The organism is Roseobacter sp. HKCCD5988 (assembly GCF_037830355.1).
GTDB lineage: Bacteria > Pseudomonadota > Alphaproteobacteria > Rhodobacterales > Rhodobacteraceae > M30B80.
In genome coordinates, this window is sequence record NZ_JBBLYJ010000001.1 from 64579 (window position 1) to 88993 (window position 24415).

Consider the following 24415-nt stretch of genomic DNA (forward strand, 5'->3'; position numbering starts at 1 on the left):
GCAAAATCTGGAGGTGTTCATGGACTCGATCCTGTCGCTCGCGGCGCAGAACCTGATCTCGCCCATCATCTTGTTTTTCATCTTAGGATTTGCAGCTGCTTTTGCGCGCTCTGACCTCAGCGTACCTGAGGCCGTAGCGAAAGGGATGTCGCTCTATTTGCTCTTTGCCATTGGCTTCAAAGGCGGGGCCAGCGTGGCCGCGCATGGCATTGACCAAACGCTGATCTTCTCAATTTTGGCTGGGGTGATTTTGTCATTTGTTCTGCCTTTCATAGCCTTCGCTTTGCTGCGCGTGATGACGGGGCTAACGGCCATTGATGCCGCCGCAGTGGCGGCACATTACGGCTCGATCTCGATCGTGACCTTTGTCGCGGCAAGTTCAGTGCTGCAAACCGCAGGTTTGATGAGCGAAGGCTATATGGTCGCGGTCGCCGCCGCGATGGAGGCCCCTGCAATCTTAGCAGCCCTGTGGCTTGTGGCACGGGCGGATGCAAAAGCGGGTCAAGGCGGCGGTATGGATGCGGGTCTGCTGCGGGAAATCCTGCTGAATGGCTCTATTGTTTTGCTCATCGGATCCTTCATTATTGGCGGGGTCACGGGCCAAGAGGGCTTGGATAAAATCGCCTCTTTCATCGTATCCCCCTTCCAAGGGGTGCTGTGCCTTTTCCTTTTGGATATGGGCCTTGTAGCGGGGCGCGGCCTGCGGGATGCGCGGCATTTGCTGAAGCCAGGGCTTTTTACCTTTGGCGTGCTGATGCCCTTAATTGGCAGTTGTCTTGGCCTTGGAGCCGGGTTGCTCTTGGGTCTGTCGACAGGCGGCGTGATGTTGATGATGACGCTCTCCGCCTCGGCCTCTTACATCGCGGTGCCTGCTGCAATGCGCGTGGCCCTGCCTGAGGCCAATCCTTCAATCTATCTCACCCTGTCACTTGGGATTACGTTCCCGTTCAATTTGACATTGGGCATACCGATTTATCTGGCATTGGCGCGCGCCGCCACGGGAGGCTAAGGCAATGGAAACGCATAAGGCAAAGCGGGTCGAGATCACAATTGAAGCGGTCATGGAAACCCGCCTCACGGATGCATTGGTCAAGGCGGGGGTGACAGGCTTCACCATCCTGCCCGTGTTGGGCGGGTCGGGCCGTTCAGGACAATGGAGCCGCGAGGGTCAGGTCAGCCGCGCAGGCGGAATGATCAACGTGGTCTGCATCATTCGCCCAGAAAAGCTAGAGGCGCTGCTCAAAGCGGCATTCGCGGTGGTGGAGCGGCATATCGGCGTGGTCAGCGTGACTGACTGCGAAGTCCTCCGCGCCGAGCGATTTTAAGAAAAACGGGGGCCAATGGCCCCCCGATATATCTGATGCGCAACGCCGTGCGTCAGCCTTTTTTCAGAACCCGATTGCCCAAGGTTTCTGCAATCTGAACCGCATTCAACGCAGCACCTTTGCGCAAGTTGTCACTGACGCACCAAATATTTAGACCATTCTCAATCGTGCTGTCCTGACGGATACGGCTGATGAAGGTGGCATAATCGCCGACACATTCCACGGGGGTCACATAACCGCCCTCCTCACGCTTATCGACCACCATCACACCTGGGGCCTCGCGCAGGATGTCACGGGCTTCTTCCTCGTCTAGGAAATCTTCAAACTCAAGGTTGATCGCCTCGGAATGGCCCACAAAGACAGGCACACGCACGCAGGTTGCAGTTACCTTAACCGAAGGATCGAGGATTTTCTTGGTCTCAGCGACCATTTTCCACTCTTCCTTAGTAGACCCATCTTCCATGAACACATCAATATGCGGGATCACGTTGAAGGCAATCTGCTTGGGGTAAACGCTCGGGGCAACTTCCTGACCTGGAACGAACATTCCCTTGGTCTGGTTCCACAGCTCATCCATCGCATCTTTGCCTGTGCCAGACACAGACTGATAGGTCGACACCACAACACGCTTGATCCGCGCGCGGTCATGAAGCGGCTTCAATGCAACAACCATCTGAGCGGTGGAGCAATTGGGGTTCGCGATAATATTCTTCTTCGCATAGCCCTCAACCGCCTCAGGGTTCACCTCAGGGACAACCAAAGGCACATCAGGATCATAGCGATAGAGCGAGGAATTATCGATCACGATACAACCTTGCGATGCCGCAATAGGTGCATAGGTTTTTGTGGCTTCAGACCCAACCGCGAAAAATGCGATATCCCAGCCTGTGAAATCGAATGTATCGAGATCCTTGGTCTTTAGGGTCTTGTCACCAAAGCTGCATTCTGTGCCAAGCGATTTACGCGAGGCAAGCACGGCGATCTCGTCAACGGGGAATTGACGCTCGTCCAGAATGTTGAGCATTTCGCGGCCCACATTGCCCGTGGCGCCGACAACGACAACTTTGTAACCCATGTTCCATATCCTTCAGGCTTACGACTGCGCATGCCCTTAAATCATGTGCGACCAAAGCGAAAGGGGCACTTGGCGCGCAATCTGGTCGCGCTTAGTCAAGGCGATCTTCGCTAAAGAGGTAAATTGCGCATCCGATCAGAACGGCAAGCCCAAAGACCCCAAACAAGGCCCCATAGGCGGCAGGCAAGGGCATCGTGCCTGACAGCGCGGTGAAGAAAGGGGCTGAGGCGAATTGCATCACACCCACCCCACCGATGCCAAACAAATTCATCAAGGTCACACCACGCCCAACCAAATGCGGGGGAAAGAAGCTACGTCCATGGGCAACAAGGGCAGGGAAGGACGCCCCGAACAACCCCAAGGCCACAACCAAGATGGTGGCTGTCAAAATACTACTTTCGGGCACAGCCCAAATCGCCAAACAGGCGAAGGCCCCCAACAGGTTCCCAATCAAGATAACCCATTTGCGCGTGCCAAAGAACCGATCCAGCGGGCCATAGGCAAAACTGCCCACCACCATCGCAACCCCCATGATCAGGCTCACTGTGCCGATCTCAGCAACAGTTAGGCCAAAGACATCCCCCATATAAGGCCCAACCCACAGGCCACGCACCCCCGCTGACGGGGCATAGCCCACGAACATCAACGGGAAGATAAGCCAAAGCGCAGGAATGCGCAGCAGATCCATCAAGCTGCCTTTTTGATCCCCTTCTGGTTTGGCGGGGTCTTTGATCAAGAGAAGCAAAGCCAGCGCAACAAGACCCGTCACAAGCGCCAAGCCCCAAACGGTTTCGCGCCACCCCACGGCCTCAACCGCCCAAGCCATGGGTGTTGCAGCTGCCAAGTTGCCCATTGATCCAATGCCAATCGTCACACCTGCCAGCGTGGCAAAGATGGCCGCAGAATAAACCCGCGCAAAGATGTAATAGGTTGCCATCAAAACGGGCGAACAGCCCAATCCGATCAACCCCATTGCAATTTGCACATCGCGCACATCCGCCGCAGTCGCAAACAGGGCAGCACCCCCCGCACCGCCAACAAGCAGCAACACCGATGCGGTCAGGCGCGACCCAATGCGGTCAAGTGCGATACCCACAGGAATTTGCATCGCGGCAAAAACGGCGAACCAAACGCCCGAAGCTGTCGCCAAGCTTTGCGGCGTAGCCCCGATATCCGATGCCAAAACAGGGGCCATGACGGCCAAAAACGCACGATAAAACTGGCTCAGCACATAGGCGAGCACAAGAAAAGCAATGCCCGCTTTCATGGCTGTCTGTCCTCCTCATCCCTAAGGCAAACTGATGCCGCAGCACCAAGGCAAGGGCAAGCCAGAAGTTAAATCTGATAATTTTTGTCAGAATTTATTTGACCCGTTGCGTGAATCGTGGTCAAAAGCGGCATCCCGACTAAAATTGTCGGAATAACTCGAACAGGAGCTTTAGGATGACGCGACCCCTCTCCCTGCTGCTTGGCAGCGTCGTTTTTCTAACCACCCTAACCGCGGCACAGGCGCAGGAATTGAATCTGTATTCATCCCGCCATTACGACACGGATGAGCGGCTATATTCTGATTTCACCGCTGCAACAGGCATCACCATCAACCGCATCGAAGGCAATGCAGATGAGCTGATCGCGCGGATGCAGGCCGAGGGCGCCAATAGCCCTGCAGATGTGTTTTTGACTGTTGACACAGTGCGCTTGGCGCGGGCTGCCGAAATGGGACTGTTGCAGCCCGTGGAAAGCGATGTGCTAGAAGCCCGCATTCCTTCTTATCTTCAAGATGACAGCAACCAATGGTTCGCGTTCTCGCAGCGCGCACGGATTTTGTTCTATGACAAAACCGATGTCGCCAACCCGCCCCAAACCTATCAGGACTTGGCGAAGCCCGAATATGCAGGCCAGATCTGCATCCGCTCTGCCACGAACGTCTATACACAGAACTTCACAGCAGCCTTGATCGCACATTTGGGTGTCGATGCTGTGCAGGACTGGGCCAACGCCGTGGTTGAAAATTTCGCCCGCGCGCCACAAGGCGGCGACACGGATCAGTTGCGCGGCATTGCCTCTGGTGAATGTGATATTGCGATGTCGAACACCTACTATTTCGCCCGTATCCTGCGCCAAGGGGATGACCAAATCACCCCCGAGCAACTAGCAAATATCGGATGGGTCTTTCCAAACCAGAACGATATCGGCGCGCATATGAACGTGTCTGGCGGCGGGGTCGTGGCCCATGCTCCGAACCGCGAGAACGCGATTGCCTTTCTGGAATATCTGACCTCGGATCAGGCTCAACAGTATTTCTCAGCGGGCAATGATGAATACCCTGCCGTTCCAGGTGTTGGCCTCGCCCCATCGGTCGCGGCACTGGGCATCTTCCGCCCTGATGCGATTGATCTGTCGGATATTGCCGAAAATGTCGGCGCAGCGGTTGAGGTTCTGAACACCGCAGGTTGGGAATAGGTTCGCGCAACAGACCACGAACCACCAAACAACTCACGAGCGCCCTATCAAGTGGCGCTCGTTTGCTTTTGGGGCGCTGAGGCGTGTTATGTCCTGACCCCACATTGCCCACCTATGGGCGCGGGGTATGACTAACCCGTTCACCTATCTTCTCGGCTCAGGCTCCAACATAAGATGGCAACTGGGATCAAACCAACGGCGCCAATGATCAGACTGGGAACTGCGGCCTCAGCCAGTCGTTCATCCGCTGCCAATCGGTGCGCTTGCACGGCGAGCGTATCATAGTTGAAGGGGCGCAGGATTAAGGTGGCGGGCAGCTCCTTCATCACATCCACGAAAACAATCAGCAGCGCAGTCAAGATCGAAGGCTGTAGGATCGGCACATGGATCCGCCGCAACATAGGTGCAGGCCCATGCCCCAATGTGCGCGCCACCGCGTCCATATTCGGGTTCAGGGTGGCCATGCCCGCCTCATAGGTGTTTAGCGCCACCGCCATAAATCGCACCATATAGGCCATGATCATCAGCCAGATCGACCCGCTGATCAAAAGGCCCGTATCAATGCCAAAATTCGTCTCCATAAAATGGTCAAGCGCATTGTCAAAGGCCGCAAAGGGAAACAGCAGGCCCACCGCAATCACACCACCGGGCACCGCATACCCAATGCCCGCAACCCTAAGGGCCGTCTTTGACATCGGCGTGGGCCGCAAGCGCGCTCGAAATCCAAGCGCGATGGCCGCCCCTACAGTCAGGAAAGCCGCAATCGCTGCAAGTGTCAAAGAATGCCGCAAGAAGCCCAAATAGCGCTCTGTGAAAAGGATATGCGCTTGGTCAGCCGCAAGTGAGATCAAGATCCACACGGGCAAAACAAAGCCAAAGAGAACGGGCAAACCGCAGAATAAAATAGCCCCCAAAGCAGCGCGGCCATTGAGGGTGACAGGCTCCATCACCTCAAATCTACGGCCCGCGTCATGATGACGGGAATGGCGGCGCTGTCGGCGTTCTAATGTCGCAAGGGTCAAGGCCACAACCAACAGGCACAGGGCAAGCTGCGCAGCCGCCGCGCGGTCAAACAAGCCAAACCAACTGACATAGATGCCCGTGGCAAAGGTCTGCACACCGAAATAGGCGGTGGTTCCGTAGTCAGCCAAGGTTTCCATCAAAGCAAGCAGCACACCCCCTGCAATCGCCGGGCGGGCAACAGGCAGACTGACGCGCCAGAATGCGCCCCATGGCCCCTGCCCCAACGTGCGCGCCGCGATATAGGCGGTAGCGCTTTGGCGCAGAAACGCTGCGCGCGCCAGAAGATATACATAAGGGTAAAGCACCAAGACCAACATTGCCGCCGCGCCACCAAGTGATCTGATTTCAGGGAACCAGTAATCGCGAGGGCCCCATCCCATAAAGGCGCGCAAGGTGGACTGCACGAGTCCTGGATGATCAAGCAAATCCGTATAGGCATAAGCCAGAACATAGGCTGGGAAGGCCAAAGGCAGGGCGAGGGCAATTTCCAACACCCGCCGCCCAAAAAACCGCGTCATGGTGACAAGCCATGCGGCACCCGTCCCAATTACAGCCGTTCCTAGCCCTACGATCACACTGAGTTGCAAGGTCGCCCCGACATAGCGGGGCAGAACGCTTTGGCTAAGACTAACAATTGTGTCGAAACCACCCGAAAGCGCGGCAATCGCCACAGCAATCATCGGCAGAAGGCATATTGCGACCACAAGCTTGCCCAAAAGGCCAAACCAATGATCCCCCGTGATGCGCATTTTCTCAGTCATGAGAGAGGGCTTATGTGATTTTCAGACCTGAGGGAAGACATCCGATTAAAACAGTCGGAAATATGCACCGCTAGTCTGTTTCTTCCTTGCCGCGCAAAATTGCCGTCATCCGCGGCACGCTTGGTGCCCCAATGCGGCCATGGGTGCGTAAGACAGGCTTTTGGCTATCCGCCGGACGGCTATCTTCGCGCAGCACGATATAAACACCTGACGTTATGATAACGGCTGCACCGATTACTGTGGCTTGATCCACCCCTTCGCCGAAAAACATTGTGCCAAAGAACACGGCCCAAAGGATCTGCGAATATTGCATGGGCGCAACGATCACCGCATCCGCCATGCGATATGCCAAAATCACAAGCCACATCGCAAGCAAGGCCAAAATTGCGACCAACGCCATCAACGCCATATCCAACAGCGGCATCGGCTCGTAGACGAAAGGCAAAAGCGCGCCCATGACGATAAAATTGGCCATCATCGGATAAAGCATCAGGGTCACGGAGCGTTCCTCAGACCCGATCTTGCGCAAAATCACCGAGACTAAGGCGCCGCCAAATGCCGCCGCCAACGCCGATAAATGCCCAAGGTTCAAATCCGCCGCCCCTGGTCGAAGCACGATCAAAACACCGACAAGCCCCAGAACCACCGCGCTTGCGCGCCGAATGCCAATGCGTTCGCCCAACATAGGGATGGCCAGCAATGTGATCAGAACTGGCATCGCAAAAATGATCGCATAGGTCTGGGTCAAGGGCAGGGCTGAGAATGCGTAAAATGCAGTCGCCCCCGTAAACACCACCGCAATTGACCGCAATGCTGTCCAGAACGGGTATTTGGGCCGCAATGTTTCTGGCTTGGGCTCGCCCATCAGCAACAACATTGTGACGGGAAAGCCAAACAAAACCGAGAAGAACACGATCTGAAAAACCGAATAGCTTGCGCCGAGATATTTGATCACCACATCGTGGGTAGCGTAGATTCCGAATGCCGCCAATGCGATCAATGCGCCTTTGATATTGGTGCTGTTGCGATCTTTCGACATGGCATTTCCTTGGCTTCTTCCTCAATCAAGGCATCGGCACAGCCGCTTGCCAAGATTGAATATGAGAGATGGCGATATTCCTGCCCCCGATGCTGCAGCTTTGCATCGGGTGGCGTATATGCACAAAAACACCCGCTCAACCTTGCGGTCAAGCGGGTGAAAATCAGAACAGAGCCGAAACTTACAAAGACGCGTCTAGCGCTTTGACAATGGCATCGCCCATCTGAGCGGTCGAAACGGGTGATCCGCCCTCTGGCCCCATCAAATCGGCTGTGCGCAGGCCATCGGCCAAAACGGCCTCAACCGCTTTTTCCAAACGAGTCGCCTCATCCCCTTGATCAAAGCTATAGCGCAGCGCCATCGCAAAGCTGAGAATGCACGCAATCGGGTTTGCTTTGCCTTGGCCTGCAATATCAGGTGCAGAGCCATGAACGGGCTCATACAATGCTTTGGGGCGGCCATTTGCCATCGGCGCACCCAGACTTGCCGAAGGCAACATGCCCAAAGACCCTGTCAACATTGCTGCCAAATCCGACAGCAGATCACCAAAGAGGTTATCAGTCACGATCACATCAAACTGCTTTGGCCAACGGGTCAGCTGCATTGCGCCAGCGTCAGCATACATATGCGACAATTCCACATCAGAATATTCAGCAGCATGCACTTCGGTCACAACCTGACGCCACAACACGCCCGATTCCATAACATTGGCCTTCTCCATTGAGCAGACCTTGTTGTTGCGGCGGCGCGCCAGCTCGAAGGCCGACCGCGCCACGCGGGCGATTTCGCTCTCGGTGTAACGCTGGGTGTTCACGCCAACGCGCTCATTGCCTTCTTTATGGATGCCGCGTGGCTCACCGAAATATACCCCACTGGTCAGTTCGCGGATGATCATGATGTCCAGACCGCCGACCACATCCGCCTTCAACGAAGAAAAATCCGCGAGGGCATCGAAACACTGCGCAGGCCGAAGGTTCGCATAGAGATCCATCTCTTTGCGCAGGCGCAGCAGGCCGCGCTCGGGCTTTACGCTGAAATCGAGATTGTCATATTTCGGGCCGCCGACCGCGCCAAGCAATACCGCATCAACGCTTTGCGCTTTTTCCATCGTCTCATCGGTCAAAGGCGTGCCATGCGCATCATATGAGCAACCGCCCACCAAATCTTCGGTGACATCAAAAGTCAGGCCACGCTTTGCGCCATACCAGTCGATGATTTTGCGCACCTCGGTCATAACCTCGGGGCCGATCCCGTCACCGGGAAGAATGAGAAGCGATGGGTTGCTCATGGAACTAATCCGTCTTGAAAATCCTGATTGCACACGCCCTATCCTTTGACTGCGTCTGGGTCAAGAAAGGGCCAGTCTTTCATCAGGTGTCAGCGCCGCGATGATCCTCTTTTGATAGCTGCGGATCATGTAGCGCGACCGCAGCAGGGCCATTGCCCTGACCAACAGGCACATTGGCAAAAAGGCCCATAGGGTCACAACCCAAACCGCGCCTTGCCCATCATAGGCAAGGGTGCTGCCTGTCTGCGAAAACACAGAACCCAAGACAGGCGGCAATATCAGCGGCAGGCCCAAGCCCCATATGATATTTCTGCGCGCATCACATTATAAACGATGGGTCACATCGCTGCCCACTGTCGGGTCGAACATGGGCAGGTTTACCCACATGTTGATCGACATTCCCCGACCAGGCCATTTGCTAAAACGTATGAACAGGGCGAATATGAACAATGTGCCAAGGGCGATGGTCAGGGCTAAAGGGGCCATGATCCGGACGTGATCCATGGCCTGCACGGACCGGGGCGCTGCCCCAAACAAGCGTTGCAACAAATAGTCAGGGCTAAGGTGCGAAAGCCCGCTGTCAAACATCACTCCACCCCAATGGTGCGCTCTATTGGCCATTGCACTGACTGCACCCTCTGGCCCGTTGAACTGCTGCAAATGAACAGGGTCAGCTGAAACAAGGCTCAGCAAGAATAACATCGAAAACAAGGCCAAAATGCGCAGACGATTATAGGGGGGCGCATCTCGAAACTCGATGATAGCGGGATGACGAGCGCTATATTCAAACACCACAAAGAGGGCCGCAATCAATCCAAACAGCATAACGCCTTCCACATCCCCGCGGGATGTATCGCCAAGGACAAGCGATGGTGTCGCGATAACAAAAAACACCAATACTGCGCTAAGCACAGCGCCAAAAAGCTGTGAAAGCACCTGCTCTTCCTCGTTCTGGATGGGGTCGGTTCGTGCCTGCCCCTTATTCCACAATTTCGCCTCATTCTGACGATAAGGCCGCCTCAATTTCCACAATATTGCCTAAATTTAATACCTAATAAAACACATTAAAAAAGACCCTCACACCGATAAGGATGCAGGGGTCTGAAATTTATCCAGTCAGATCAGGGCAAAAGCGCAGGCGCGCTTGAAACTAGACCCAAGGACGCGCGGATTGCGCGGTTGCTTCAAAGGCGTCAATGGCCTCAACCTTGGTCAAGGACAGCCCGATATCATCCAAGCCATTGAGCAAGCAGTGTTTGCGGAACGGGTCGATTTCGAAGGCGATCTTCTGGCCATCGGGGCGGGTGATCTCTTGAGCCTCAAGGTCGATGGTCAAAGTGGCATTCGCGCCGTTTGACGCGTCATCCATCAGTTTATCGACATCTTCCTGCGGCAGAGGGATCGGCAAAATTCCGTTCTTAAAGCAGTTGTTGAAGAAAATATCAGCAAAGCTCGGTGCAATCACGCAACGAATGCCAAAATCCAACAAGGCCCAAGGCGCGTGTTCGCGCGAGGAGCCGCAGCCAAAATTGTCGCCAGCGACCAAAATCTGCGCGTCCCGATAGGCGGGTTTATTCAGAACGAACTCAGGGAGTTCATTGCCTGACTGATCAAAGCGCATCTCGTCAAAGAGGTTTTTACCCAAACCAGAGCGTTTGATCGTTTTCAAAAACTGCTTGGGGATGATCATATCTGTGTCGATATTGATCAGCGGAAGCGGGGCTGCAATCCCCGTCAGGGTTGTAAACTTATCCATGGGCCTCTCCTTGAGATCGATCAGGCTTTAGCCAATCTGGCCCGCAGGGGCAAGCCATACTCACACCCCGCGCTCATGGGATCATAAAACTCGTACCTGCCCAACGCGTGCCCCACACGGGGCCATCTTCTTGGGGTGTAATCTCATCCAAAACCACAGCATCGGCGAAATAGGCGTAACCTGACATGACAGGCAAGTTCACCTCGCCTTGATCATTGGTGCGATGCAGCGTGATCGTGACCTCACCTTCAGGGCTGCGGGCAAACAGCTCAACCTGAACAGCGGCGCGCGGCGTGTCTTGATCAAAAAGCTGAAGCAAGAACCCATCGCTCACATCGTCAAGATAGGGGTTCTCCAATGCAACGAATTCGGTCGACAGACCAAATCGCTGATCTTGTCCTGCCCCCTCTCCTACGGCGAACAGCGCCTTTACATGGCGGGTATAGGCCTCGGAAAAACCCGAACGGGGCAGGCCGCGCGCATTGTGGCGCGCTTCGGCCGCGCCAAAATCTTTATGCGCGGCAAATGCTGCAAATGTTTCCCACTCTGACCATGTGACCAATTTCGGCGTGCTTTCGTGGATCATCACCACCAAACCATCAGCAACACCCGCAACATGGGCAGCAGGGCGATCCCCAAAACGCCCCTCAACGGGCTGCAAGCCATTGGCATCAGCAATTTCAAACCGCGTGAAATCTCGCGGCAGATATACCATCGGCGCACCTCGAAATTCAGTGCCCACACGCAAGTCAGCGCGAATTTCCCCGCCAGACGGAACCATGTATTCGAGGGGATCAATCCAAAATTCATGCGCAAATAGCTTGCCCGCCAACAAAATTGCGCCAATGTTCAAACAAACGGCCAGTTTCATTGCATCTCTCCCCCTGAACCTAGGCACTGACCATGATCTTAAGACGCGTTTTGTCAAACAGTTCCCAAATCACTTTTTTGTTGGCGATGCTGTGCTTGATGTTCAGCACATCAGCGCGGGCCCATGAAATTCGCCCCGCAGTGGCCGATGTGTCTGTCACCGCCGATGCGGTGGAGATGAGCATCTCCCTGACGCTAGAGCCGCTGATTGCAGGTATTAATCTAGCGGGTCTAGAAAATACCAATGACGCGCCAGAGGCTTTGATCTATGACCAATTGCGCGCGCAATCGCCCGAGGCCCTGCGCGCCGCGTTCGAGGGGGCATGGCCGCGCATTCAGGACAATATCCAGATTATCGTGGATGGGGTGACACTGCCCCCTGAATTTGTGGGTGTCAGCATCACCCCCAATCCCGATTTGGAACTACCACGCGACACCACTTTGACCCTGCGCGCCGATTTACCTATGGGGGATGCGCCCGTTCAAATTGGCTGGAGCGCTTCTTATGGCGAATTGGTGCTGCGTCAGGTGGGCGGCGGCGCGGATGCCTATCAAGGCTTTCTCACCAATGGCGAATTATCAGCACCTTTGCCCCGCGGGACTGCCCTCAGCGAGGGGGCATGGCCCGTCTTTACCCGATATGTTGTTGCTGGGTTTGAGCATATTATCCCCTTGGGGATAGATCATATTCTGTTTGTTTTGGGCCTGTTTTTCTTCTCACTGCGCCTCAAGCCTTTGTTGCTTCAGGTCAGCGCATTTACCTTGGCCCATACCATTACGCTCGCCCTTGCAAGTCTTGAGATTGTGCGCGTCCCCGCCTCGGTGGTCGAGCCATTAATTGCTGCTTCAATCGTCTATGTGGGTGTCGAAAACATTCTTGACCGTGAAAACCTACGCGCCCGCACGGCTTTGGTGTTCGGGTTTGGCCTGCTGCACGGGCTTGGCTTCGCTTCGGTTCTTGGGGATTTTGGGATCACCGCAGACCGCTTTGGCGTGGCATTGGTCGGGTTCAATATTGGAGTCGAATTTGGTCAGCTTGCGGTAATCGGTCTGGCCTTCCTTGCGGTTGGCCTCTGGTTTGGCAAGCGCGATTGGTATCGCCCCTTCATCGCAATCCCCGCCTCGGTCGTCATCTCCGCCATTGGGGCCTATTGGGTGGTCGAGCGCACCTTGCTTTGAGGCAGCAAAAAAGCCCCGCCAAATCGGCGGGGCTTTTTCGAAATTCACAAAGGGCGAAATTACATCATCTCGCGCACATCAGTGAGGCGTCCTGTTATCGCCGCAGCCGCAGCCATTGCAGGGCTCATCAAATGGGTGCGACCACCGCGCCCCTGACGCCCCTCAAAGTTGCGGTTTGATGTTGCTGCACAGCGTTCACCGGGCTGAAGTTGGTCAGGGTTCATCGCAAGACACATGGAGCATCCCGCGAGACGCCATTCAAAACCTGCCTCGATGAAGATATCAGCCAAACCTTCTTCTTCAGCCTGCGCGCGCACAAGGCCAGAGCCGGGCACAACCATCGCGCGCTTTACAGCGATTTTCTTACCCTTGAGAATTTCAGCTGCCGCGCGTAAATCTTCGATGCGGCCATTTGTGCAAGACCCGATAAACACCGTGTCAATCTCGACATCCTGCAAACGCTGACCCGGTTTGAGGCCCATATATTCCAAGGAACGGCGCGCAGCATCGACCTTGCCGCCTTTGAAATCTTCGGGTGCAGGGACAAAATCGGTAATTGGCAATACATCCTCAGGGCTAGTGCCCCATGTCACCACGGGCGCAATGTCCTCGCCCTTGATGGTGATGACCTGATCCCAATGTGCGTCCTCATCCGAGAACAGGGTCTTCCACCATGTCAAAGCGGCCTCCCATTGCGCGCCCTTTGGCGCGTGGGGGCGGCCCATGACATAGTCAAAGGTCTTTTGATCAGGCGCGATCAGGCCCGCGCGCGCGCCGCCCTCAATCGCCATGTTGCAGACCGTCATGCGCCCTTCCATCGACAATTCGCGAATGGCTTGGCCACAATATTCGATCACATAGCCTGTGCCGCCCGCCGTGCCCGTATGGCCGATGACGGATAGGGTAATGTCCTTGGCCGTCACGCCTGGGCGCAGACTGCCTGTGATCTCGACCTTCATATTCTTGGATTTTTTCTGAATCAGGGTCTGGGTGGCCAGAACATGCTCAACCTCAGATGTGCCGATCCCATGCGCAAGCGCCCCAAAGGCCCCATGGGTCGCGGTATGGCTGTCGCCACAAACCACGGTCATGCCTGGCAATGTCCAGCCCTGTTCAGGGCCAACAATATGCACAATGCCCTGACGCACATCAGAAACGGGGTAATAGTGTATCCCGAAATCCTTGGCGTTTTTATCAAGCGCCTCAACCTGAATGCGGCTTTCCTCATTCATCCCACCTTTCAAACGATCAGGTGTGGTGGGGACGTTATGATCTGGCACAGCGATGGTTTTCTCTGGCGCACGCACAGTGCGCCCTGCCATACGCAGACCCTCGAAGGCCTGTGGGCTTGTCACCTCATGCACAAGGTGGCGATCAATATACAAAAGGCAGGTGCCATCCTCAGCCTCATGGACGAGATGGGCATCCCAGATTTTGTCATAAAGCGTTTTTCCTGCGGTCATGTCTTTACTCCTTACGGGCGATTGGATCAGGGAAATCGGTTTGCGTCACAAGGACGGCAAACGCCCCCTGTCGCCAGAGGCACGCCCAAAAAAGCGCCACGGCAGGCGCGCGCGATCATCCATGTCAAACACCCGTGTCATATGGGCCATTTACTGCGCTTGAGGCTGCGGCGCAAGCGGTGAGCGCGCCACCTAGCCTTTGAGATCAGAGAGGTTAAAGGATGGCGCCAGCATATCTGGGTCAAGCCGCAATTCGATCAGATGCAAGCCTCCCTCCAAAGCCGCCTCAAAGGCAGGCGCAAATTCAGCTGTGCGGGTCACCAAATGACCCGTCCCGCCATAGGCCTTTGCCAAGGCGACATAATCAGGGTTGAATAAATCCGTGCCAGACACGCGCGCTGGATAGGTTTTCTCTTGGTGCATCCGAATGGTGCCGTAGCGGCCATTATTGGCGATCACGACGACAATATCCGCCCCAAATTGCCGCGCGGTCGACAGCTCCTGCAAGGTCATTTGCAAGCAACCATCCCCCGCCATGCAAATCACAGGGGTTTCACGATGCGCCAATTTGGCCGCGACCGCCGCAGGCAATCCATATCCCATCGAGCCAGAAGTCGGCGCAAGCTGTTGACCGTAGCGGCGATAAGAGAAATAGCGATGCACAAAAGCCGCGTAATTGCCTGCGCCATTGGTCACGATCCCACGCCCCCCAAGAATACGGGACATCTCAAGCACGACTTCCTCAAGGCGCACATCACCCGTTGTGGTTTGGGGGTTTTGCCACGCGCGATAGGCCGCATGCGCGCGCGCGGCGCGACCCTGATCTTGTGCGGGGATATCATCTAGAACCGCCCGCGCCACCCGCAGAAAAGCGGGGATGTCACAAACCATACTTGCATCAGGGCGATAGACGCGACCCAATTCATCCGGATCAGTATGCGCGTGATAAAGCCGCCCCTGCCAACCCTTGCGCGGATCGCGCAATACATATCCGCCTGTCACCACCTCACCCATGCGGGTGCCTAGGGCCAGAACCCGATCCGCCTTGGCAAAACTTTGCATGGTTGCGGGACAGGCCCCGACACCCAAATACCCCGCGAAGCAAGGGTGATGATTATCAACGTAATCCTGCCGCCTGAAACTGGTGGCGATTGGGATGTCCAAATGTGCTGCAATCGTTTCAGCATCCGCGCGGGTCTGTTGTGACCAATCGCTGCCACCCACCACCATCATGGGTGATTTGCACGCGGCGAGGGCGCCAAGCCATTCCCGAACAATCTGCGGATCAGGCAAAGAGGACGAAACACCCGAAGGGACCAAATCAACACAGTCCGCCACCGCCGAAAGAATATCCTCGGGCAGAGCCAAAACCACGGGCCCCTTGCGGCCCGATTGCGCCACGCGAAAAGCGCGCGCGATATATTCTGGCAATCGGTCAGTTTGCTCCACCTCCGCGACCCATTTCACGAGCGGGCCGAAAAACGCACGATAATCAACCTCTTGGAAAGCTGCGCGATCCCGATGCGCCAGCGGAACCTGCCCGACAAAACAGACCAACGGGGTGCTGTCATGCATGGCCACATGCAGACCAGAGGCGGCATTGCTGGCCCCAGGCCCACGGGTAACGAATAAAACGCCCACCTCGCCAGTGGTTTTTGCATGGGCCTCGGCCATCATGGCCGCACCCCCCTCTTGGCGACACACGATGTTCTCGATTTTGCGATCGTAAAGCCCATCCAATGCGGCCAGAAAACTTTCACCTGGAACAGAGAAAACACGCCGCACCCCATGCGCTGCAAGTTGATCTGCAAGGATTTTGCCACCATGGCGTGAAGTGGGGGTCATTGTTTCAATCTCTATCCTAACTATCTTTGCGAGGAGCATAGACGAAGAAGGGTGCGAGATGTCCAGAGGAAGATTAATCGGGCTGTGCGGGGCGTTGCGCAAAGGATCAAGCAATCGAAAACTGATGAACGCGGCTGCGCAGAGCTTTGACCCCGCTGAATTTATTGAGGCGAATTTGCAGCTTCCGCTCTATGATGGGGATGTTGAAGGCAGCCAAGGCATCCCTGACGCGGTGATCCGCCTGCGCGATCAAATCGCAGCGGCGGATGCGGTGATCATCTCGACCCCTGAATATAACAAGGCGTTGTCAGGCGTTTTGAAAAATGCGCTTGATTGGATCAGTCGCACCGACAGCAACCCGTGGCGTGATAAACCCGTTGCGATTATGTCTTCAGCAGCAGGGCGCGCAGGCGGTGAGCGGGCGCAATATTCACTGCGCCTCTGTCTAACGCCATTTCGTCCACATCTTTTGACTGGGCCCGAGCTTTGTTTGGCGCAAGGGCCAGATCAATTTGATGGCGAGGTTCTAATCAATGCGCGCGCTCAAAAAACCCTTTATGAATTGATGGGTGAATTGCGGCGTGCAGCGGGGCTTTAGGCCTGTGCTGGCAAGGACACAACGGGTGCGAAATCAGAGGGGATAGTATCGCGCCCCTCTAGCACCAAATCTGCTATGACATCGGCAACACGGGGGGCAATGCCGAACCCAATCTTAAAGCCACCATTGGCAATAAAGTGATCCGTCCGAAGCGGATGCCGCCCCAACATTGGCGCGCGACTTTTGGCGCGGGGGCGCAGACCCGCCCAACGCGTGACAACCTGCGCCTTTGCCAACGCAGGGCACAGGCTGCGCGCCTTTTCAATCAAAAGATCTAGATTGGCGTCCGTGGTGGATGGGTCGTTAAAGTAGCGCTCTGACGTTGACCCGATGGCAACCTGCCCGCGCCCCTGCGGCCCTTCATGCGGCACGAAATGCACCCCATCTATAAAAAGCTGTGGAAGGCTGCCCATATCCGCATCAAGGATTGCCGCCTGTCCCTTTTGGCCCGCGCCCACCACCGCGCCAAAAGCATCGGATAGCTCTGCCAAACCTGCGGCACCTGTAGCCTCAACCACGGCCCCCATCAGCGGGGCATCACTGACGATCTGCCCACCCTTGGCCCGCAAAGCTGCGGCCAAGGCGACCAAACCCTGACGCGGAGCAAGCCTTGCGCTGAGACTGTCGAAAATAACCTGCGCGGTGGGGCTTGTGATCCATGGCGCATAATCGGCGGCAGGGCGGATGTCCCAGATATAACGGCCCTGCCAATGGGTCTTGGCCCCGCTTTGACGCACGCGCGCTAGATCAAGCCCTGCCTGATCCATGATCGGCTGCACGCGTCCGACCCGCGCATAGCCAGAAGGCAGGTTTGCGGCATCAGCGACACCTGCCCAAAATACGGCTGCCCCATCAAGAGCTTCGAATTGGAATTGTTTTTTCGCGTTCCATTGTTCGGGCACGTGAGGGGCCAAGGCCCCCACAACACCGCCAGAAGAACCTGCGCCAATGCCGTTAGGATCGATAACTTGCACCTTTGCGCCGCGCGCGGCACAGGCCCATGCAATGGCAAGCCCAAAGATCCCTGCCCCCAAAACTGTCACATCGTAGCGCATGATTTCGCCCCTTGCCAAATTTCGGCGACAGGCTCAGTTTGCCACAAGCCCGCAATGTCGCGGGTCTTTTAAGGCAAGCCATGAATAAGAGCCAGCCACATCCCCTTGAATGGCGGACGGGTGATGTTCCCGTCTCGCGCCAATTCGATGATCCGTTCTTTTCGCTCGATAACGGATTGGCGGAAACCACCTATGTCTTCCTCAGCGGCAATGACCTACCCGAACGGTTTTGCGATGGGTTTCACATTGCGGAACTTGGCTTTGGCACCGGCTTGAATTTTCTGGCCAGCCTTGCCGCGTTTCGCGCGGCCAAGACCGCGGGCGTTTTACATTTCACATCGTTTGAAGCCTTCCCGCTGCAAAGTGATGACTTGACCCGCGCATGGGGGGCGCATCGCGCGAATTTGCCCGCCGATGCCTGTGCCGCGCTGACCCAAACCCCTAATTTGCCACCACAAATCATAGGCCCTGACTACGTTTTGCAGCTTGTTTTCGGGGATGCGCGCATGACATTGCCCCAATGGGATGGGGTCGCAGATGCGTGGTTTCTTGACGGGTTTTCACCTGCCAAAAACCCCGAGCTTTGGGAAGATGATCTTATGCAAACCGTGGCAGAGCATACCAAACAGGGCGGCACTTGTGCGACCTACACCGCCGCAGGCGCAGTGCGCCGCGCCCTTGAGTGCGCGGGGTTTTCTATCACGAGGGCGCAAGGGTTTGGCCGCAAACGCCATATGACGAAGGGGCGCAAGAATTGATCGAGCAGAACACCCGCAAGGGCATTTTCCTGATGATTGCCACGACCATCGTCTTTGCCATTCAAGACGGGATCAGCCGCCATTTGGCGGGTGAATACAATGTCATGATGGTCGTGATGATCCGCTATTGGTTCTTTGCGGCATTCGTCATCGCCATATCCGCCCGCAAGGCAGGCGGGCTCAAGGCGGCTGCCGCCACCAACCAACCTTTTTTGCAGGCCTTCCGTGGGATTCTGTTGGCAGCCGAAGTTTGCGTGGCGGTGTTGTCCTTCACGCTTCTCGGTCTGGTCGAAAGCCACGCGATCTTTGCCTGCTATCCGCTTTTGGTCGCGGCCCTATCTGGGCCAATCCTTGGTGAAAAGGTGGGCTGGCGCAGATGGGTGGCCATTGGCACGGGCTTTATCGGCATCCTCATCATCCTTGAACCTGGCGTGACTGTTTTTGCCATTGAGGCGCTAATCCCATTGGCATCGGCGCTGATGTTCGCGGTCTATGGGCTTTTGACGCGCTATGTGTCCCGCCAAGACAGCGCGGCAACCAGTTTCTTTTGGACGGGGATCACGGGTGCGATCTTTATGACCGCAGTGGGCATCTGGTTTTGGGAGGCCATGGCCCCAACCGATTGGATCTGGATGGGTTTTTTGTGCATGACAGGCGCGCTTGGGCATTATTTACTGATCCGCGCTTATGAAGTGGCCGAAGCCAGTGCCGTGCAGCCTTTCGCCTATTTGCAGATGCCGTTTTCCTCGATCATCGGGATATTAATCTTCGGCGATGTGCTGCGGGAAAACGTGGCACTGGGCGCAGGGCTTGTGGTTGCGGCAGGGTTGTTCACCCTCTTCCGCGCCCGCGTCAAAGAAAAAGCGGAGCAAATCAACGCCGTTGCAGCAGTTCCGACAAATGCGGACGCTGCAACGCCCCCGTCAGACGCGCCTCGTAAATCTGAAGGCTCTCCGTGACGCGCATGATGTAATTGCGCGTTTCGGTAAAAGGCACGGCTTCGATCCAATCCACAATATCAACGGAGGGATCGCGCGGATCACCAAATCGCTCGATCCAAGAAGTCGCGCGTGAAGGCCCCGCATTATAGGCTACAGCCAAAAGCACGGGGTTCGTCCCGAAATCTTCGCTGAGATATTGCAAATATCCTGCGCCAAGCCGCGCGTTATAGGCGGGGTCGCTCAGCAAGCGCTGCTCTTCATAAGCAATGCCTTGTCGGCGCGCCTCGGATTGGGCCGTTCGCGGCATCACCTGCATCAAACCGCGCGCCCCTGCAGGGCTGATAACTGTGGGGTTAAACTCGGACTCGCGCCGCGCGATAGACAGAACAAAAGCAGGGTCAAACCCCAAATCTGCCGATGCCAAATCGGTCACGGGAAAATAGGCAGGCATGATCTCATGCCCATCCAAAGCCGCGCGTTTTGCAATCATGACCGCATAATGCGGCTCGCGCAGTTCAAGCGCGAATTGCGCCAGCGCACCCGCCTCGGCACGGCTCAGGCTTTCGGTCAAATGGGTCATAAAGCGTTCCGCCAAATCCCCCTCGCCGGCCTGATGTAGCAACAACGCCGCGTGAAACACCGAAGAATTCGCAAAGGAAGCCTGCCGCCAATCGCCAAATTGCTCGCGGCCTAGGAACCCTTCATCTTGCGGGAAACCTCCGCGCTCTGCGGCCAATTGACCATAAAAACTCGATTGGAATTCAGCGCCATGGGCATAGGCAGAACGGGCCGCCTCTGTGTTGCCCAAGGCCTCATGCGCGCGTCCAATCCAATAGCCCGCACGCCCTGACGAAATGGGTGAATCCACAACCGATCTCATGGCCTCAAAATGGGTCAAGGCGCGGGCAGCATTGCCAGATTTCAGGGCATTATATCCCGCCAACCATTCCAATTCCGCGTAATCGCTTGCATCGCGTTCGGGCGAGAGGAAATGCGGCGCGGCCAATTGGTAGGCCTGCGCAAAATCCCCTTCGCGCATCACATCACGGGCCAATGAGGCACGCCGCCACGACCAATATTCAGGGCGACCCAATCCGTCTTGCGAGTTTGAGCGCGCTAACATCATCTCACGCGCGCCATCCCAAAGCCCCGCCTCCACGCGCCATCGAAACCGCTCAAAAGCAAGCCCTGCATCATCTGCATATTGCGCTGGAACAGCATCAATCAGCGCGTTGATCCCATCACTGCGCCCAGCCCGAAGGGCCAAACGCGCCACCGCCAAGGCACGCGCCCCACTTTCCACTTCGGCCATCATCTGCTCGGCAAGGGCGGTTTCACCCTCCCAGAGCAACATATCAAGCCGCGAAAAACTCAGCGCGGCCAGATCCGAACGATGCCGCACCAAGAGATCTGCAACCAAATCGCGGGACAGTGGCATGGTCACCCAAGCCTCACGCAGCACTTGCTGATAGGCTGTGTTGTTTCCACGCGCCTCATGGGCCGCCAACAAACCGCGCAGCCCATCGGTGGTCAGGGGCATAGCACCGCCAAAATAAGCAATAACCTGATCAGGGCTGCCCCCCTCGGCCATGGCCCCCTCACCTTGTTGGTGAAGATATGGCAGACCTGGCCAATCGCTACGGCGCTCTAGAAAATTGGGATATTCTGCCGCTGTGCCCCCTTCGGCGCGCAAAATAACCCATTGCACAACATCGCGGGCAACAGCGTCAGCCAGACCCGATTGAAGCGCGCGCGCGCGCTCAAAATCGCGCTCTGTTGCCGCCGCAATAGCCTCGCTGAGGGGGCTTTGGGCCAACGCAGCGCGAATTGGCATCGCGAATGCGACCAAAGCCAAACCAACGGCCATAATGATCTTATGCCATCTACGTCCTGTGCCTATCGCGCCTGTCACGGGTGAACCCCTATATTTTAAAAGATCAAAACCTGCTCGAGCGCTGTTATGCGCCTCTTTGACCCCCAAGCTATATCTTCCCTCGACATCTGCAAGAGAGTAACTTGGCAATTCTGTCGAAGATCGCTAGTGTCCGCGCGGTCTTGCGCTTATGTTGGGACGGCAAGACAGATCATCTGTCCAGAAACGAAAAAAGGAAGCGTGTCATGTTCAAAGGCTCTATGCCCGCATTGGTAACGCCGTTCACAAACGGCGCTGTTGATTTCGGCACGCTTGAAAAACTCGTGGACTGGCAAATCACCGAAGGCAGCCACGGGCTTGTGCCTGTTGGCACCACAGGCGAAAGCCCAACCCTGAGCCATGAAGAACATGAGGCCGTGATCAAGGCGGTTGTGAAAACCGCCGCAGGGCGCGTGCCCGTTATTGCAGGGGCAGGATCCAACAACACAGTCGAGGCATTGCGCTTTGTGCAATTCGCCAAGGATGTGGGGGCGGAGGCCGCTTTGGTGGTAACGCCCTATTACAACAAGCCCACGCAAAGAGGCATGATTGCCCATTTCGAGGCATTAAATGAAGTCGGCATTCCGATCATTATCTATAACATTCCACCCCGCTCTGTGGTGGATATGATGCCTGATACGATGGGCGCACTCGCCAAGTTGCCAAATATTATCGGGGTGAAGGATGCCACTGGTGATCTCAGCCGTGTGCCCAAGCAACGCATTACCTGTGGCACGGATTTCGTGCAGTTGTCAGGTGAGGATGCCACTGCCATAGGCTTTAACGCACAAGGCGGCGTGGGCTGTATTTCCGTCACAGCGAATGTTGCGCCCGCGCTCTGTGCCGCGATGCAAGAGGCAACTCTCCGCGGCGATTACGCGGCAGCGCTTGAATATCAAGACAAGCTCATGCCGCTGCATGAGGCCATTTTCCTTGAGCCAGGTGTCGCCGGTGCAAAATATGGGCTGTCTCTGTTGGGGCGCGCAAATGATGAGGTACGGCTGCCATTGACCACGCTGAGCGATGCGACAAAAGCGCGGGTCAAATCGGCCATGCAGCACGCGGGTCTGATCGCCTGATCGGCAAGAAGGGCCGGTATGGCAAAGAAAGACGAAAATAAAAACTACAAGGTCATTGCCGAGAACCGCCGCGCGCGGTTTGACTATGCTGTTGAATCTGACCTTGAGGTTGGAATCGTCTTGCAAGGCTCCGAGGTGAAGTCGCTACGCCAAGGCCAATCCAACATCGCCGACAGCTATGCGGCGGTTGAGGATGGCGAATTGTGGTTGGTGGCCGCCTATATCGCACCATATGCCCAAGCCAAAACTTGGGGTCATGAAGAGCGGCGCAAACGCAAACTTCTTTGCTCAAAACGGGAGGTCACGCGTCTGTGGAACGCCTCGCAACGCGAAGGCATGACCCTTGTGCCCTTGGTCATGTATTTCAACGATCGCGGCATTGTGAAGCTCAAGATTGGCATCGCCAAAGGTAAAAAAGTCGCCGATAAACGCGAAACCAGCGCCAAGCGTGATTGGAACCGCCAAAAGCAGCGGATTCTTAAACAAAACGGGTAAGCTGTCATGCGCCCTTTGCCTGATCACCAATTTGGGCTAGGTCTTTTTGGAGGTCGCCTTGACCCAACCGCGCCGTGGAGTTTGCTATGACTGATGATCCTAAAACCCTTGTCTCAACCGAATGGCTTGCGGCCCATCTGTCGGATCCTGACCTGCGGATTTTGGATGCATCTTGGTATTTGCCAGATATGAACCGCGATGCCCGCGCGGAATATGACGCGGGCCATATTCCCGGTGCTCGTTTCTTTGATATTGACGAGATTAGCGACACCCAATCTGCCTTGCCCCATATGGCACCACCCTCTGAGAAATTCATGTCACGGATGCGCGCGATGGGTGTGGGTGATGGGCATCAGGTCGTGGTCTATGACGGGGCGGGCATATTTTCAGCCGCCCGCGTGTGGTGGCTTTTCCGCCTGATGGGCAAAACGGACATCGCCGTTCTTGATGGGGGATTGAAAAAATGGAAGGCCGAGGGTCGCCCATTGGAGGATATGGCACCAATCCTGCGCGACCGCCACATGACCGCACAACGCCAAGCAAATTTGGTCAAGGATGTGACCCAAGTCGCTGCTGCCGTGAAATTGCGCGATTGGCAGATTGTTGATGCGCGCGGTCCCGCGCGGTTCCGCGGTGATGAACCTGAACCGCGGGCAGGACTGCGCGCTGGCCATATTCCAGGTGCATTGAACGTGCATTATGCCACGCTGCTCAATTCCGATGGCACCATGAAAAAAGGCGAGGCTTTGCGCGCCGCTTTTACCAATCAAGGCGTTGATCTGGAGCGGCGGATTATCACAAGCTGCGGCTCTGGCGTAACGGCGGCTATTTTGTCCTTGGGGCTAGAGATCCTTGGGCATCGCGATCATGCGCTTTATGATGGATCTTGGGCCGAATGGGGCCAATTCGATCAGCTGAAAGTTGAGACGGGATGAGCCTGATTAAGGCAGGAACCGAGGTTCCCTATCGCGTCACTTTTTTGCGTATGACCGCGCGGCCTGACACCCAAACAGCGCTGCCCCAAGACATCACGCTTGAGCGCGTTATGGATCCGCCACTTTGGTATTTTTTTGCGCTCTATGACGCGGTGGGACGCGATTACGAATGGGTAGATCAACATAATCGCCCCGAGGCTGAACTGCGCGCCTTTCTCGAAAGCCCATTGGTCGAGCTGTGGGTCGCCAAACGTGGCGGCGTGCCGCATGGGTTTTTCATGCTTGATTTCACCGACCCGCCGATCTGCGATCTGGCGTATTTTGGCCTTATGCCAAATGCCGTTGGCCAAGGGTTGGGCCGCGCCCTTCTTAACCAAGCATTGGCACAAGCATGGGATGGCGCAGGCGTCACATCCGTCACAATAAACACCTGCACGCTTGACCATCCACGCGCACTGGCGCTCTATCAATCGGCGGGTTTCATGGCTGAGCGGTTCGAGGATCGCAGTCGCATTCTGACCCGCGACAGAGACACATCGCTTCACCCTGCCTAAA

General features: G+C 56.0%; 24 protein-coding genes. 11 read left to right on the top strand and 13 right to left on the bottom strand.

Translation table 11 applies throughout. The annotated features are described in order from the left end of the window. The first annotated feature begins 19 nt into the window (after positions 1–19). Both AAC636_RS00340 and AAC636_RS00345 read left to right on the top strand, forming a co-directional pair. Complete coding sequence (locus AAC636_RS00340; RefSeq protein WP_340299959.1) at positions 20–1009, top strand: sodium-dependent bicarbonate transport family permease; 990 nt, start codon at positions 20–22, stop codon at positions 1007–1009. A gap of 4 nt (positions 1010–1013) precedes the next feature. Beyond that, entirely contained in the window at positions 1014–1325 is a 312-nt protein-coding gene (locus AAC636_RS00345; protein ID WP_317657240.1) for a P-II family nitrogen regulator, read from the top strand. A 52-nt stretch (positions 1326–1377) separates the two neighbouring features. Here AAC636_RS00345 and AAC636_RS00350 read toward each other — a convergent pair whose 3' ends face one another. After that, entirely contained in the window at positions 1378–2400 is a 1023-nt protein-coding gene (locus AAC636_RS00350) for an aspartate-semialdehyde dehydrogenase (RefSeq protein WP_340299960.1), read from the bottom strand. 91 nt (positions 2401–2491) lie between these two features. Continuing rightward, a complete protein-coding gene (locus AAC636_RS00355; protein ID WP_340299961.1) occupies positions 2492–3667 on the bottom strand; it encodes an MFS transporter in 1176 nt (391 codons plus the stop codon). A 176-nt stretch (positions 3668–3843) separates the two neighbouring features. On the opposite strand from AAC636_RS00355, the gene AAC636_RS00360 reads away from it, so the two are divergent. After that, a complete protein-coding gene (locus AAC636_RS00360; protein ID WP_340299962.1) occupies positions 3844–4863 on the top strand; it encodes an extracellular solute-binding protein in 1020 nt (339 codons plus the stop codon). 140 nt (positions 4864–5003) lie between these two features. On the opposite strand, the gene AAC636_RS00365 is transcribed toward AAC636_RS00360, so the two are convergent. The 7 genes from AAC636_RS00365 to AAC636_RS00395 all read right to left on the bottom strand — a co-directional run bounded on the left by AAC636_RS00365 (position 5004) and on the right by AAC636_RS00395 (position 11601). Then, a complete protein-coding gene (locus AAC636_RS00365; protein WP_445322526.1) occupies positions 5004–6647 on the bottom strand; it encodes an ABC transporter permease in 1644 nt (547 codons plus the stop codon). Positions 6648–6717: 70 nt separating this feature from the next. Further along, the gene (locus AAC636_RS00370) at positions 6718–7686 is read right to left on the bottom strand and encodes a DMT family transporter (RefSeq protein WP_340299963.1); all 969 of its coding nucleotides are present in this window, start codon (positions 7684–7686) and stop codon (positions 6718–6720) included. A 181-nt stretch (positions 7687–7867) separates the two neighbouring features. Then, on the bottom strand, positions 7868–8974 hold the full coding sequence (gene leuB / locus AAC636_RS00375; protein WP_340299964.1) for a 3-isopropylmalate dehydrogenase: 1107 nt from the start codon (positions 8972–8974) through the stop codon (positions 7868–7870). Between the two features lie 60 nt (positions 8975–9034). Then, positions 9035–9268 (bottom strand): hypothetical protein, encoded by a 234-nt coding sequence (locus tag AAC636_RS00380; RefSeq protein WP_340299965.1) that lies wholly within the window; start codon positions 9266–9268, stop codon positions 9035–9037. 30 nt (positions 9269–9298) lie between these two features. Beyond that, entirely contained in the window at positions 9299–9910 is a 612-nt protein-coding gene (locus AAC636_RS00385; RefSeq protein WP_340299966.1) for a hypothetical protein, read from the bottom strand. A 214-nt stretch (positions 9911–10124) separates the two neighbouring features. Beyond that, a complete protein-coding gene (gene leuD / locus AAC636_RS00390; RefSeq protein ID WP_340299967.1) occupies positions 10125–10730 on the bottom strand; it encodes a 3-isopropylmalate dehydratase small subunit in 606 nt (201 codons plus the stop codon). Between the two features lie 73 nt (positions 10731–10803). Continuing rightward, entirely contained in the window at positions 10804–11601 is a 798-nt protein-coding gene (locus AAC636_RS00395) for a DUF4198 domain-containing protein (RefSeq protein ID WP_340299968.1), read from the bottom strand. A 98-nt stretch (positions 11602–11699) separates the two neighbouring features. On the opposite strand from AAC636_RS00395, the gene AAC636_RS00400 reads away from it, so the two are divergent. Next, complete coding sequence (locus tag AAC636_RS00400) at positions 11700–12779, top strand: HupE/UreJ family protein (protein WP_340299969.1); 1080 nt, start codon at positions 11700–11702, stop codon at positions 12777–12779. Between the two features lie 59 nt (positions 12780–12838). On the opposite strand, the gene leuC is transcribed toward AAC636_RS00400, so the two are convergent. Continuing rightward, a complete protein-coding gene (gene leuC, locus AAC636_RS00405; protein WP_340299970.1) occupies positions 12839–14242 on the bottom strand; it encodes a 3-isopropylmalate dehydratase large subunit in 1404 nt (467 codons plus the stop codon). A 192-nt stretch (positions 14243–14434) separates the two neighbouring features. Next, entirely contained in the window at positions 14435–16087 is a 1653-nt protein-coding gene (locus AAC636_RS00410) for a thiamine pyrophosphate-dependent enzyme (RefSeq protein ID WP_340299971.1), read from the bottom strand. Positions 16088–16145: 58 nt separating this feature from the next. Here AAC636_RS00410 and AAC636_RS00415 point away from each other — a divergent pair, with 58 nt between their 5' ends. Next, complete coding sequence (locus AAC636_RS00415) at positions 16146–16685, top strand: NADPH-dependent FMN reductase (protein ID WP_340299972.1); 540 nt, start codon at positions 16146–16148, stop codon at positions 16683–16685. Here the strand turns inward: AAC636_RS00415 and AAC636_RS00420 are convergent. Beyond that, a complete protein-coding gene (locus tag AAC636_RS00420; RefSeq protein WP_340299973.1) occupies positions 16682–17740 on the bottom strand; it encodes an NAD(P)/FAD-dependent oxidoreductase in 1059 nt (352 codons plus the stop codon). The two genes, AAC636_RS00415 and AAC636_RS00420, sit on opposite strands and share 4 nt — an antisense overlap. Before the next feature lie 80 nt (positions 17741–17820). Between AAC636_RS00420 and mnmD the strand changes: the two genes are divergently transcribed. Both mnmD and AAC636_RS00430 read left to right on the top strand, forming a co-directional pair. Next, the gene (gene mnmD / locus AAC636_RS00425; RefSeq protein WP_340262879.1) at positions 17821–18498 is read left to right on the top strand and encodes a tRNA (5-methylaminomethyl-2-thiouridine)(34)-methyltransferase MnmD; all 678 of its coding nucleotides are present in this window, start codon (positions 17821–17823) and stop codon (positions 18496–18498) included. Continuing rightward, entirely contained in the window at positions 18495–19457 is a 963-nt protein-coding gene (locus AAC636_RS00430) for a DMT family transporter (RefSeq protein WP_340299974.1), read from the top strand. The genes mnmD and AAC636_RS00430 overlap by 4 nt, the downstream gene beginning before the upstream one ends. Here AAC636_RS00430 and AAC636_RS00435 read toward each other — a convergent pair. Further along, the gene (locus AAC636_RS00435; protein ID WP_340299975.1) at positions 19372–21351 is read right to left on the bottom strand and encodes a lytic transglycosylase domain-containing protein; all 1980 of its coding nucleotides are present in this window, start codon (positions 21349–21351) and stop codon (positions 19372–19374) included. The two genes, AAC636_RS00430 and AAC636_RS00435, sit on opposite strands and share 86 nt — an antisense overlap. A gap of 206 nt (positions 21352–21557) precedes the next feature. Between AAC636_RS00435 and dapA the strand changes: the two genes are divergently transcribed. The 4 genes from dapA to AAC636_RS00455 all read left to right on the top strand — a co-directional run bounded on the left by dapA (position 21558) and on the right by AAC636_RS00455 (position 24414). Continuing rightward, entirely contained in the window at positions 21558–22430 is an 873-nt protein-coding gene (dapA, locus tag AAC636_RS00440) for a 4-hydroxy-tetrahydrodipicolinate synthase (protein WP_340299976.1), read from the top strand. Between the two features lie 18 nt (positions 22431–22448). Beyond that, the gene (smpB, locus tag AAC636_RS00445; RefSeq protein ID WP_340299977.1) at positions 22449–22925 is read left to right on the top strand and encodes an SsrA-binding protein SmpB; all 477 of its coding nucleotides are present in this window, start codon (positions 22449–22451) and stop codon (positions 22923–22925) included. 86 nt (positions 22926–23011) lie between these two features. After that, a complete protein-coding gene (sseA, locus tag AAC636_RS00450; protein WP_340298255.1) occupies positions 23012–23860 on the top strand; it encodes a 3-mercaptopyruvate sulfurtransferase in 849 nt (282 codons plus the stop codon). Continuing rightward, positions 23857–24414, top strand: coding sequence for a GNAT family N-acetyltransferase (locus AAC636_RS00455; RefSeq protein WP_340299978.1), 558 nt, complete (start codon positions 23857–23859; stop codon positions 24412–24414). Before sseA ends, AAC636_RS00455 begins: the two co-directional genes overlap by 4 nt. Position 24415 lies beyond the last annotated feature (1 nt).